This window comes from Dellaglioa sp. CoH-57-MRSF-20, assembly GCF_056781955.1.
On the sequence record NZ_JBXAXV010000002.1, the window covers coordinates 205,255 to 217,877 of the forward strand.

A 12,623-nucleotide genomic window follows, 5' to 3' on the forward strand; every position below is an offset into this window, starting at 1 on the left:
TTTATTAGTATATCAAACCGTTTTGTCTAATGATACCGAAACCATTTTAGAGATACCAGACTCTTGCATTGTAACACCATACAAAATATTAGCTTCAACCATTGTTCCATTTCGATGCGTTATCACAATAAATTGCGTTTCTTGATGAAATGATTTTAGATAACTAGCAAATCGAGCTACATTTGCATCGTCAAGCGCAGCTTCTGCTTCATCCAAGATACAAAAAGGAACTGGTTTTACTCTTAAAATAGCAAATAGTAGCGTAATTGCGGTCAAAGCTTGTTCTCCGCCAGAAAGTAAACTCAAACTTTGAACTTTTTTACCAGGCGGCTGCGCTAGAATATCAATTCCAGTTGTTAAAAGATTTTCTGGATCAGTTAATTCTAATCTAGCTTTACCACCACCAAACATAACAGGGAATATCTCCTCAAATTTCTTAGAGATATCAATAAAACTAGCTTTAAATCTTTTTTCAACTTCAGTATCCATATCCATCATAGTTTTCTTTAATTGTTCATCGGCTTCTAATAAATCATTTTGTTGGTCTAATAAGAATGAGTAACGTTCATTAACTCTTTCAAATTCATCAATCGAGGCCACATTAACCTCACCAATTTCTTTTAGCCCTTTTCTCAATAATTTTTGTTGCGCCAAAATTTGTTCAAGAGGTTGCTGACTTTCTAATTTTTCAGCCTCTTCAAAAGTCTGTTGAAAATCACTAGCTAGCTTAGCTAGAAACTCATCAAGCGACTCATTAAGTTGTTGTTGTTGATTTTCAGCTTTGATTTTATCTGCAATAATATTTCTCTGCAACTCAGATAAACGAGATAAATGGCTATTTTCTTCAGTTAAAGTTTGATTAATATTAGTTCTGTTCTTTTTAAAATCAGCTAACTTTAAATCGGCTTCTTCTGCTTGCCTTTGAAATTCTTGTAATTCTTTTTGGATATCTTTTTCTTTCACCTGACTATTTTCGGTATTTCTGAGTAAGTCTTGATGTTGTTGATTTATCAATGTAGCTTTATCAACTAATTCCTGAATATCGTTATTCAGCAGCATAACATTAGCGTGTTGCTGTTTTAATTGTTCTTGGAATACTAATAAACTTTCACGATGGTTTTGTTTCTTAACTTGTTGCTGCTGTTCAAATTGATTACTATTTTTTAATTGTAAGTCAATATCAGAAATATCATTATTTGCTACTTGTATTTGTCGTGCTAATTCAATAATTTTTTGTTCATTGTCTTTAAATTTTATTTGGTTATTAATTTTATCAGTTTGATTTTTTTCAAATTCATCATATTTTTCAGTCGTTTTAAGTTCTTGCTGTTCTAAAATTAACCGACTAGTTGTTAATTTAGATTGTGTTGTTTGATATTGACTTTTTAAATCAACAACAATCAATTCAAGCGACTCGATCATTTCTTTTTGCTTTTCAACAGTCACTCTAGCTTCATTGCCACGAACTTCACGAGCCTCTAATTCTTGTTGCATTTTTTGGATACTTTCATCTAATTGTAGAATAGTTTGCTTCTGATTTAACAATCCACTGGTATGTTGCTGTTTACCACCAGTTATTGCACCACCTGCATTTATTACTTCTCCAGTCCGTGTGACAACTTTAACTCGATGATTCAAATCACGACTAACTTTAATTGCCGTATCCATATCTTCAACGATAATTGTTGTCCCTAGCAAATACTGACTAATTTCAATAAATTGAGGTTCAACTTTAATTAACTCTGACGCAATACCGATGACTCCTTCATACTTTAAGACGAAACGTTGTGCATCACCGATAGAACGTCCCTTAATAGCTGAAATAGGCAAAAATGTTGCCCGACCAAATTTATTATCCGTTAAAAATTTAATTGCATTCTTTGCAACAGACTCTTCTTGCACAACTACCTGTTGTAATTGCGCACCCAATGCTGTCTCTATTGCTTGATTAATTTCCTTTGGGACCGTAATTAATTCTGCCACTGAACCATATAAACCAGGAAACTTATTTTTTTCTTTTAAAATTGCTTTAACGCCTTGATAATAGCCGTTATAACTATTTTGCGTCAAAAGTAGATTATCCTTTTTATTTTTCGCCTGTACTAAAACGTTTGATGCTTCAAACCATCTACGTTGCTGTGCCTCGTAAGAATCGTTATTTTTTTTCAAGGCAATCTTTAATTTAGCTAATTCTTTTTCTTCATTAATTAATTTATTATCAATCAAATTAAATTCAGTTTTTTTAGTTTTAAAATCGTTTTTTGCTTGTGTTAAATACTCTTGTTCAGTAGCTAATAAGTCATCATTAACCTTAGCCTGTGAATCAAAATTTAATGTTTTTTGTAAAAACTCATTCTCACTTTGTAATCGTGTACGTTGTTGAATAGTATCATTAACAACGCGCCTTAATTCTTTTGAACGATCTTGTCCAGAAATATCCGCTGTTTCTAACGTTTTATCAATCGCTTCAATAAACATGTTCTCATCAGTAATATTTTTCTGTAAAGCTAATGACCGCTTATCTAAATTAGCTAATGACTCTTGTTTCAAAATAATTTGTTCATTCACCGATTCTTGTTCTTTTTTTAATTCTGTTATTTTTTGCTTTTCAAAATCTTTTTTTTGAGTTGATATATTACTTTGACCCATCAACCGTTCTTTATTAATTGTTAAATCTAATAGTTTGTTTTGTGTATGATCAATCATTTTTTCAATATTCTCTAGTTCTGAGCGATAACCTGCAATTTCATGTTCTTTTACAGTGACCTTAGTCTTATAATCACTATCCATTTCAAGTAACTTATCTAACGAATGTGTGACATCCCTTTTTAGTTGCGATTGCCTTTTAATTTCTTTAACCAACCGACTAAGTTCTAACTCATCAAATTGCTTTTTTTGAGATAAATAATCCTTTGCCAAACTACTTTGCTCACGTAAAGGTTCAACTTGTCCTTTAAGTTCAAAAATAATATCAGAAACCCGGTTAAGATGACCTTTTGTTTCTTCTAATTGGCGAGTGGCAATATTTTTTTCTTGTTTATATTTTAAAACACCAGCAACTTCTTCAATAATCGAACGTCTGTCTTCGGGCTTACTATTAAAAATTTCAGCAACTCTACCCTGAGAAATGATTGAAAATGACTCTTTTCCAAGACCAGTATCCATGAATAGATTGGTTATATCTTTAAGACGACACTGCTTTTGATTAATTAAAAACTCGCTGACACCATCTCTAAATAATCGTCTTGTAACGGTTATTTTTTCAGGATTATCTTGAATATAAAAATCAGAATTATCAAAAATAATACTAACTTCAGCACGATTAACTGCTGATCTGTTCCCTGAACCAGCAAATATAACGTCAGGCATTTTATTTCCACGTAAATTTTTGGCTGATTGTTCACCAAGTACCCAGCGAATTGCTTCAATAATATTACTTTTACCGCTACCGTTAGGACCGACAATACCAGTCATCCCGTCTTTAAATTCAATTGTTGTTTTGTCTGCAAATGATTTAAAACCATTAATGACTAAAGACTCTAATTTCATCCGTCACTAACCCCCTGAACATTTTTACTTTCTGAGTAATCCTAATGCATTACTTGCTGCTTGTTGTTCTGCAACTTTTTTAGAATGTCCTGCCCCTTGTCCAATGATTTTGCCATCAGCACTGACAGACATAACATATTGTCTGTCATGCTCTGGACCAAGGTCATCAACAACATCATAGGTAATGACAACATCACCATCTTTTTGTAAAAACTCTTGTAGCGACGTTTTATAATCCATAACATGGTCAAACCAGCCTAAGTCTAATTTTGGAAAAATAACTTTCCTGATAAATGTTTCAACAGCTAATTTACCTTGATCTTGATAAAGCGCTCCTACAAAAGATTCAAAAATATCACATAATAACGCAGGTCTTTGACGTGCATTTGATTTTTCTTCACCTTTACCTAAACGAATAAATTCATCAAATCGGCATTCTTTAGCAAATGCGCTGAAACTCTCTTCACATACCATTGCAGCTCTTAGACGCGTTAATTTCCCTTGTGGCAGCATTGTATACCGCTGATATAAATATTCTGAAACTGTTAATTGTAAAACAGCGTCTCCTAAAAATTCAATTCGTTCATAAAATTTTAAATTTTCTTTGGGATGTTCATTTACATATGATGCCTGTGTGAATGCTTCATCTAATAAATCCGTATTCACAAATTTAATATTAAAATCTTCTGCTAACATTTCATTTAAACCTTTAATCATTATTATCCTCCGTTATTATCATTATTGCTCTTACAATTATACCTGTTTTAATCACTAAAAGGTACTCCATACAAAAAAAGCGCTGACAAATATCATTGTCTAACGCTTTTAATGAACGATTTAATATACGTGTTGAATTATTATTTTTGGTTAGCTTTAATAAAAGTGACAACGTCTCCGACAGTTGTTAAACTTTCTGCATCTTCATCAGAAATTTCTGCACCAAATGTATCTTCAAGTTCTAAAACGAACTCAACAACATCAATTGAATCTGCATCTAAATCCTTTTTAAAATCTAAGTCATTCGTAATTTTTTCTACTGGCAAATCAAAATGTTCGTCTATAATTTTAACAATTTTTCCAAAAATTTCTTCTTCTGTCATTCCAATAGCCTCCTTTTGAATCATGACGTAATTTTAACCATTTTTCAGAGAAATGTCTAGTTAATTTTATTTTCACTAGTTTCCTTTTCAAAATAGTTAACAATATTAGGTACTACATCTGTATTAACCATATCATTGATTTGGTTAATTGTGTAATAAACAACTTCAGCCTTACTTGATCCATGTGATTTTACAACTGGTGCTTTAATACCTAGTAAAACCGCACCGCCATACTTAGGTGAATCCATTTTATTCTTCAATTGTTTTAAACTTGGTTTCAGTAAAAGTGCACCAATTTTAGCACGCAAGCCACCACTCATAATGGCACTTCTGAGTAATGAAAACATTCCTAAAGCTGTCCCTTCAACGGATTTTAAAACAGCATTACCTGTAAATCCGTCAGAAACAACAATATCAGCTTTACCAGAAAGCAAATCATTAGATTCAATATTACCCACAAAATTTAATTCGGTATCGTTTTGTAATAATTGGTACGCTTCTTGCGTCACTTTGTTGCCTTTATGTGGTTCTGTCCCATTATTTAATAAACCAATTTTAGGATTACTAATATGGCGAACATTTTTAGCGTAATAGTTACCTAAGACAGCATATTGATGCAAGTGTTCAGGTTTACTATCCGCATTGGCTCCAGCATCTAATAAATTTACAGTATTATCACTAGAAATAACTGGCAATGTTGCTAATAAACCAGGTCGTGGAATACCCTTAATACGGCCAATTATAAACAAACCAGCAGCAAGTAGTGCCCCTGTATTACCGCATGAAAATACGGCATCATTCTCACCATCTTTAACAGATTGAGCTGCTAAGACCATTGATGCTTTTTTCTTTGAACGAATTGCCTTAACTGGTTCATCATTCCCATCAATTTCCTCATCCGTGTGAACAATTGTGATATTTTTATCATCTTTTAAGAATTCACGAATTCTTTTTTCATCTCCGTACAACGTAAATTGAATGGTGCTATCTTCGTCTCTAGCACGTTCAACGCCCTCGACGATTGATTGCGGTGCAAAATCGCCGCCCATTGCATCAACTGCTAACTTCATAATTATATTCTCCTAACTTATTTAATCGAATTTTAAATCTGTATTTTGATGGTTTTTTAAATAATCGTTTAGTGGTTTAAATTCAGGATTACTTTCAAAGTCATCTCTAAAAACTATTTCGTGCGCTTCTTGTTGGGCCACTTGTAATGCATTGATATCACCTATGGGATCACCGATTTTAAAATCAGGTATTCCAGATTGCTTACGGCCTAATACATCGCCAGCACCTCGCAACTCTAAATCTTTTTGCGAAATGACGAAACCGTCTGTTGTCTCTGTCATAATTTGCATGCGCTGTCTTCCAAAATCATTTTTAGGATCAGCAATTAAAATACAATAAGATGCTTTCTTACCACGGCCAACCCGACCTCGTAATTGATGTAATTGCGCTAACCCAAACCGTTCAGCATTATGAATCATCATCACAGTAGCATTAGGTACATCAACGCCGACTTCGATAACCGTTGTTGAAACCAATATTTGATATTTATTGGCCTTAAAATCGGCCATAATCTGATCCTTTTCATCATTCTTCATTTTGCCATGCAGTAATCCAACTTTATATTTTGGCTCAAATATTTCTTTCATATTTTCGTATAAAGCTAATGCATTTTTTAAATCTAGTGTTTCAGATTCATCAATTAGTGGTGTAATAATATAAGCTTGTGAGCCTTGAATCAACTGTTCTTTAATGAGATCGATTCCTTTACCTACTTGAGAACTCTTTAACCAAGATGTCGAAATAGGTTGGCGTCCTGCAGGTAGTTCATTAATCGTAGAAACATCCATTTCGCCATAAGCAGTGATTGCTAGCGTCCTAGGGATTGGCGTGGCCGTCATTGCTAAAACGTCCGGTTCAGCCCCCTTCTCTCTTAAAATGCGACGTTGATTCACACCAAATCGGTGTTGCTCATCAGTAATAACTAATCCAACGCGACTGAATGACACATCAGGTTGAATAATCGCATGTGTTCCAATAATTAAATTAACCTCACCTGATTCAAGATGTGCTAATAGTTCACGTCTAGCTTTAACTTTCATTGACCCAGTTAAAAGTGCAACATTAACTGGGAAATCTGCGAATAAGGTAGCCATGTTATTGGCATGTTGTTCAGCTAATATTTCTGTTGGCGCCATTAAAACGGCTTGATAGCCCGCCGTAATAGCCGCGTACATCACAATTGCTGCAACAATTGTTTTACCTGATCCAACATCACCTTGAAGTAATCGATTCATATGGATTGGTTGTTTCATGTCTGAACAAATTTCATTAACGACTCTTTTTTGAGCTGCCGTTAATTCAAATGGTAACGTCTGAATGAATTTTTTCAATTCATTATTTTGATAGTTAATTTTAATACCATCATTTTTAGTATCATTTCTTTTAATATACTGTAATTTCAATTGAAATAAAAAGAACTCTTCAAAAATAGCCGTCCGTTTGGCATCATGAAAATCTTTTTCATCCTGTGGAAAGTGAATATCATGTAACATCGTCTTACAATCAATTAAACGATACTTTTTAATCAGGTCATTTGGTAATATTGAATCAATTTGATTCGCATATTGCTCAAATGCTTGTGTAATTAACTGTCGAATTGCCGATTGATGAATATCTTTGGAAGAACGATATATCGCTGATAACCTATCATCATTTTGCTTCGTCAATAACTTCATCCCAGATAAACTTTTTCTTTTATCATCCCATTTACCATACACAGCTACTTCTTTACCAATCTCAAATTGTTTTTGCAAAAAAGGCTGATTAAAAAAACTAACGGTTATATTATCACTATCAATTAGTAATCTAACGTTTAACAGATTTCTTTTCTGACCAAACCGAATTAAAACTGGTTCAGAAGAGACAATTCCTTTTAGAGTTACTTTTTCTTGATCAGTAATTTCAGATAATTTTTTTGCTTTTAAATCGTCATAACGATACGGATAAAATGTTAATAAATCTATGATTGTATTAATTCCTAATTGATTAAGTGCAGTCAATTTTTTAGGCCCAACACCAGTTAAAACACTAACTGAATCATTCAATGATGACATTATGATACCTCACTTTCTACGGAATATAAAAAGCAGGAGAGAACATAGTCTCATCCCACCTTTACTTTTTACTATTTATTCAACTGAAATTAGGTATGGATAGACCGGTTGGTCTCCTTCGTGAATTTCGACTTCTAAATCTTCATCAATTTCATAAATGGCTTCTTCGATTTCTTTAGCTTCGTCCTCAGAACCGTCTTCACCCACAATAATTGTGATAATTTCGCTGTCTTCATCCAACATTTCTTTAGTCATTTCAATTGCAACTTTTTTACGATCATTATCGGTTACTTTGATGCTACCATCAATAATACCCATATAATTATCTTTTTTAATCTCAATACCTTCAATTGTTGTATCTCTAACTGCAATTGTTACTTGACCAGAAGTTACTGTATCCAAGTTTTCAATCATAGCATCTTTGTTTTCTTCTAATGTACTATCAATATTAAAACCAAGCATTGCTGTCATTCCTTGAGCGATTGTACGACTTGGTACAACAACTGTTGGAACTGTTGAAACTTCAACAGCTTGTTCAGCAGCTAAGAAAATATTTTTATTATTAGGTAAAATAATCACATTTTTAGCTTTAGTTGCTTCAATTGCCTTAACAATATCTTCCGTACTTGGATTCATTGTTTGACCACCACTTAAAATATAAGAAACGCCTAAACTTTTGAAAAGTGTCGCAACACCAGAACCAGATGAAATTGAAATAACTGCAATTTCGCTAGGTACTGCAGTTTCACTTGTTTCTTCAGTCTCTTCTTCATCATTTTCCAAAATTGTCTCATGTTGTTGACGCATATTATCAACCTTAACTTTGATTAATGAACCATAATGTTGACCATAAGTCATCACTTCACCAGGATTTTCTGTATGTACGTGAACTTTAACAACTTCATCATCGGCCACAACAAGAAGAGAATCACCAATTTCACTTAAATGATTTCTAAATTCATCATAATCAAATTTACGATCAACTAAACGACCAGCACCCAATTTAAGCATGATTTCTGTACAATAACCAAATTTAATATCTTCAGTACTTAATTTACTTTGAACACTCTGATGGTGACTGGCATTAACCATTTCATCCATTTCTTTTTCATTTGGTTTGTATTCTTCACTAATTGTTTCCTTACCAGTTAAGGCATCAAAGAAACCTTCATAAACAAATGTTAATCCTTGACCACCTGAATCAACAACACCAACCTCTTTTAAAACAGGTAATAAATCCGGTGTTGTTGCTAATGCTTTTTTAGCAGCTACATAAGTTGCTTCCATAACGACGATAACATCATCGCTCTCAGAGGCAGCTTTATTTGCAGCCTTAGCGGCTTCTCTTGCAACTGTTAAAATAGTTCCTTCAGTTGGTTTCATAACGGCTTTATACGCGACTTCTACGCCACCTGTCAAAGCATCTGACAAATCAGTAGCAGTTAAAACCTCTTTAGCTTGGATCCGTTTATAAAAGCCTCTAAAAATTTGTGATAAAATAACGCCTGAGTTGCCTCGAGCACCCATCAGTAAACCTTTAGCTAAAATCGAAGATAGTTCACCAACATGTTCAGAAGGTGAATCTTGAACATACTTTGCCCCACTTGCGAACGAAAGGTTCATATTTGTACCTGTATCACCATCTGGCACTGGAAATACATTCAATGAATTAATAAATTCGGCATTTTTAGCCAATCGTTGTGAGCTAATTTGGACCATTTTTCTAAATTCTTGGTCCGTAATTTTCGTAACAGTCACTTCTTTTTCCTCCTTGGTCACTACTAAAATAGCTAGTTACTAATCGCCTAGTACGCGAACGCCTTGTACTAACACGTTAACTGAATTAGCAGATACACCTAGCATTGTTTCTAAATTATACTTCACTTTTTCTTGAACATTACGACAAACTTCAGATATTTTTGTGCCATAGCCAACAATAATGTAGACATCAATAGCAACACCATTATCTTCCTGGCGAACAACAACACCTCTAGAATAATTATCTCTTCTTAAAATTTCATTCACATTGTCACGAATTTGGTTTTTACTTGCCATTCCGACAATCCCAAAAATTTCAGTTGCGGCACCGCCGACAACTGTCGCAATAACTTCATTATCAATATCAATCGTACCGAATTGCGTTTTGATCTTAACAGCCATAAGAATAGCCTCCTTATATTTTCACACAATCAATAAGAGTATTTTATCATAGGATATGGTAGAATAAAAGAAAAATAGCATCTAAGAAAATTCTATTCCCCTACCTTCGGGAATTTCAAGCTGTCAAGCAAATTTACTTGAAAGAAAAGTATTGCATTATATGGCTAAATATGATATTTTTGTTTAGGTAAGTAAGCATAGCTTTGCTTTTTAAGTGAATTGCAGAGGAGGATATGAATATGGCAAAAGATTTTATTACAGGACGTAAGACTACTTTCGGTAAGAAACGTTCTCATGCATTGAACCAAACAAACCGTAGCTGGAAACCTAATTTACAAAAAGTTCGCATCTTAGTTGATGGTAAACCTAAAAGAGTTTATGTATCTGCTCGCGCTTTAAAGTCAGGTAAAGTTACCCGTGTTTAATTCAATTTAAAAAGACTCAGCATTTATGCTAAGTCTTTTTTTTTGCTCTATTTTTCGTCATCACGACTTTGAATCACAATAATAATACCAGATTCAAAACTAAACTCACCTGTATCCCCCATAAATTCATTACTTGCTAATGAAATCGGGTTCACAAAATTAATTTGATTCAATGTATACTTCTCATCTATTAAACTCAATTTTTTAACTGGTGACAGTGGAATAAATGCAAGATATTTTTTATCATCTTCTTTTATTAACTGATACTTACCAGATTTAAAGAATCGAATTGAATTTTGTTTATCAACTAAACAAATTTTTTCAAACATTGTATTAAATGGCTCTCTAAAAATAAAAAACAAATTAGCCAATAAATGATCAATTCGACCACCTGTAGCGCCATAAATCGTCACTGAATCAAACTCAAATTCAGATATGGCTTCTCTCAAAGCAAATTCAGTATCTGTATCATCTTTTTCAGGATTAGCTATTTTAATTTTTTTACTATGATTAGATACTAAATTAAATTCACTTTCAGTCATTGAATCGAAATCACCAATCGATAGCTCAGGTGTAATACCTAGTTTTATTAATCGCAATGCACCTCTGTCAACACCAATCCACGGTCCACGAACGTTACCATCCACTAATTCCTTAGGCCACTGTTCCTTAGGTCCACCGACTAAGATATTGAGTTTCATTTGGTTGCTTCTCTTAACTTATTAATTTGTTCAGTTGGATTATCACTATTGTAGATGTATGAACCAGCTACTGCGACTGTTGCACCACTATCAAGACATTCCTTAATCGTTTGATCATTAACACCACCATCAACTTCAATATCAAAATCATAATTTTGAACTTGTTTGATACGGTCTAATTGGTCAATTTTACGTTTCATTTCTGGAATAAATGATTGTCCCCCAAATCCAGGGTTAACAGTCATCACTAATACTTGATCAACAAGTGGCAAAATTTGTTTAATTGTCTCTAGGGATGTTCCTGGGTTAATAACCACTTCAGCTTTCACACCTAATTTTTTAATATGTTGAATAACACCAAAAATATGGGGAGTTGATTCAACATGAACCCCAATAATATCAGCACCTGCCGCAGCAAATTCTTCAATATAAGATTCTGGATTTTCTACCATCAAATGACAATCCAAAACCATTTTTGTTAATGGTCTAATTGCTTCAACGACGTTTGCACCAAAAGTTAAATTAGGCACAAAATGGCCATCCATAATATCAATATGTAAATATTCTGCACCAGCTTGATCAACAACTTTAATATCCTTTTCCAAGTTTGCAAAATTAGCGCTTAAAATAGAAGGTGATAATTTCATTTTGGTCATCTCATTTCTTATAGTTTGGTTTTTGATCAACAATTAATTGATTAAATTGTAAATAATTTTTGTACCGACTCTGTAATAAATTACCTTGTTCAAGTGCTGCTTTAACTGCACATTTAGGCTCCTTAATATGCAAACAACCTCTAAATTTACAGCCAACAGATAGTTCATTTAATTCTGGAAATAACTTTGGTAACTCTTCTTTTGACATATCAAATAAATCAAAAGAAGAAAATCCAGGTGTATCAGCAATTAGCCCACCTGCAATAGGCATTAATGTTACCTTACGAGTAGTATGTTTACCACGATGTAAGGCTTTTGATATCTCAGCCGTCTGCAACTCCAACTCTGGCATAATTTTATTTAGTAATGTTGATTTTCCTGCACCAGTCTGACCCATTACGACTGCAATTTTACCCGGAAAGGTATCTTGTAATTCTTTAACCACAACATCTTCATTTTTACCAAATGGAAAAAATGTTGGATAGATTTGACTATAAGCTTCAATAATACTGCTTATTTCAACTACTTTCTCTTCAGGAATTAAATCGCCCTTTGAAAAGTATAAGACTGGCTTAACATGATGCGATTCTAGCATAATTAATTGTCTATCTAATAGATTGCTTGAAAATGCTGGTTCAACACATGACGTTACAACAATTGCTTCATCAATATTAGCTACTGGTGGTCGAATTAAGCTGTTTTCTCGATCATGAATATTAAGAATATAGCCTTCTTTTTTATTTTCAGCTTTGAAGTCAACCCAATCGCCAACTAGTGGTGCCTGGTTAGAATTTCTAAAATTACCTCGAGCCCTTGTTCGATAAGTTTCGCCTTCGACATCAACGTCGTAAAAGCCACTTAATGATTGTCTAATCTGACCTGTTACCAATAAATTAACCTCCTTTAA

At 33.5% G+C, this 12,623-nt stretch carries 11 protein-coding genes; 1 reads left to right on the top strand and 10 read right to left on the bottom strand.

Annotated elements, in window-relative coordinates; genetic code table 11:
- Nucleotides 1–12: 12 nt before the first annotated feature.
- The 7 genes from smc to AC1RPN_RS02825 all read right to left on the bottom strand — a co-directional run bounded on the left by smc (nucleotide 13) and on the right by AC1RPN_RS02825 (nucleotide 9,934).
- Nucleotides 13–3,549: a chromosome segregation protein SMC gene (smc, locus tag AC1RPN_RS02795; RefSeq protein WP_481761265.1), complete on the bottom strand. Its 3,537-nt coding sequence runs from the start codon at nucleotides 3,547–3,549 to the stop codon at nucleotides 13–15.
- Between the two features lie 24 nt (nucleotides 3,550–3,573).
- Nucleotides 3,574–4,266: a ribonuclease III gene (rnc, locus tag AC1RPN_RS02800; protein ID WP_481761264.1), complete on the bottom strand. Its 693-nt coding sequence runs from the start codon at nucleotides 4,264–4,266 to the stop codon at nucleotides 3,574–3,576.
- A gap of 140 nt (nucleotides 4,267–4,406) precedes the next feature.
- Complete coding sequence (gene acpP, locus AC1RPN_RS02805) at nucleotides 4,407–4,649, bottom strand: acyl carrier protein (RefSeq protein ID WP_409022605.1); 243 nt, start codon at nucleotides 4,647–4,649, stop codon at nucleotides 4,407–4,409.
- A 56-nt stretch (nucleotides 4,650–4,705) separates the two neighbouring features.
- Nucleotides 4,706–5,719 (bottom strand): phosphate acyltransferase PlsX, encoded by a 1,014-nt coding sequence (gene plsX / locus AC1RPN_RS02810; RefSeq protein ID WP_481761263.1) that lies wholly within the window; start codon nucleotides 5,717–5,719, stop codon nucleotides 4,706–4,708.
- A gap of 21 nt (nucleotides 5,720–5,740) precedes the next feature.
- A complete protein-coding gene (gene recG, locus AC1RPN_RS02815; RefSeq protein WP_481761404.1) occupies nucleotides 5,741–7,777 on the bottom strand; it encodes an ATP-dependent DNA helicase RecG in 2,037 nt (678 codons plus the stop codon).
- A gap of 72 nt (nucleotides 7,778–7,849) precedes the next feature.
- Complete coding sequence (locus tag AC1RPN_RS02820; protein WP_481761262.1) at nucleotides 7,850–9,532, bottom strand: DAK2 domain-containing protein; 1,683 nt, start codon at nucleotides 9,530–9,532, stop codon at nucleotides 7,850–7,852.
- A gap of 39 nt (nucleotides 9,533–9,571) precedes the next feature.
- A complete protein-coding gene (locus AC1RPN_RS02825; RefSeq protein ID WP_057973455.1) occupies nucleotides 9,572–9,934 on the bottom strand; it encodes an Asp23/Gls24 family envelope stress response protein in 363 nt (120 codons plus the stop codon).
- A 239-nt stretch (nucleotides 9,935–10,173) separates the two neighbouring features.
- Here AC1RPN_RS02825 and rpmB point away from each other — a divergent pair, with 239 nt between their 5' ends.
- Nucleotides 10,174–10,359 carry a 50S ribosomal protein L28 gene (rpmB, locus tag AC1RPN_RS02830; RefSeq protein ID WP_057973454.1) on the top strand — a complete coding sequence of 62 codons (186 nt, stop codon included), beginning with the start codon at nucleotides 10,174–10,176 and terminating at the stop codon, nucleotides 10,357–10,359.
- 47 nt (nucleotides 10,360–10,406) lie between these two features.
- Here rpmB and AC1RPN_RS02835 read toward each other — a convergent pair whose 3' ends face one another.
- The 3 genes from AC1RPN_RS02835 to rsgA are packed head-to-tail and all read right to left on the bottom strand — an operon-like array spanning nucleotide 10,407 to nucleotide 12,605.
- Nucleotides 10,407–11,060 carry a thiamine diphosphokinase gene (locus AC1RPN_RS02835; protein ID WP_481761261.1) on the bottom strand — a complete coding sequence of 218 codons (654 nt, stop codon included), beginning with the start codon at nucleotides 11,058–11,060 and terminating at the stop codon, nucleotides 10,407–10,409.
- The gene (gene rpe / locus AC1RPN_RS02840) at nucleotides 11,057–11,707 is read right to left on the bottom strand and encodes a ribulose-phosphate 3-epimerase (RefSeq protein WP_409022609.1); all 651 of its coding nucleotides are present in this window, start codon (nucleotides 11,705–11,707) and stop codon (nucleotides 11,057–11,059) included. The genes AC1RPN_RS02835 and rpe overlap by 4 nt, the downstream gene beginning before the upstream one ends.
- Before the next feature lie 10 nt (nucleotides 11,708–11,717).
- Nucleotides 11,718–12,605: a ribosome small subunit-dependent GTPase A gene (rsgA, locus tag AC1RPN_RS02845; protein WP_481761260.1), complete on the bottom strand. Its 888-nt coding sequence runs from the start codon at nucleotides 12,603–12,605 to the stop codon at nucleotides 11,718–11,720.
- Nucleotides 12,606–12,623: the final 18 nt, after the last annotated feature.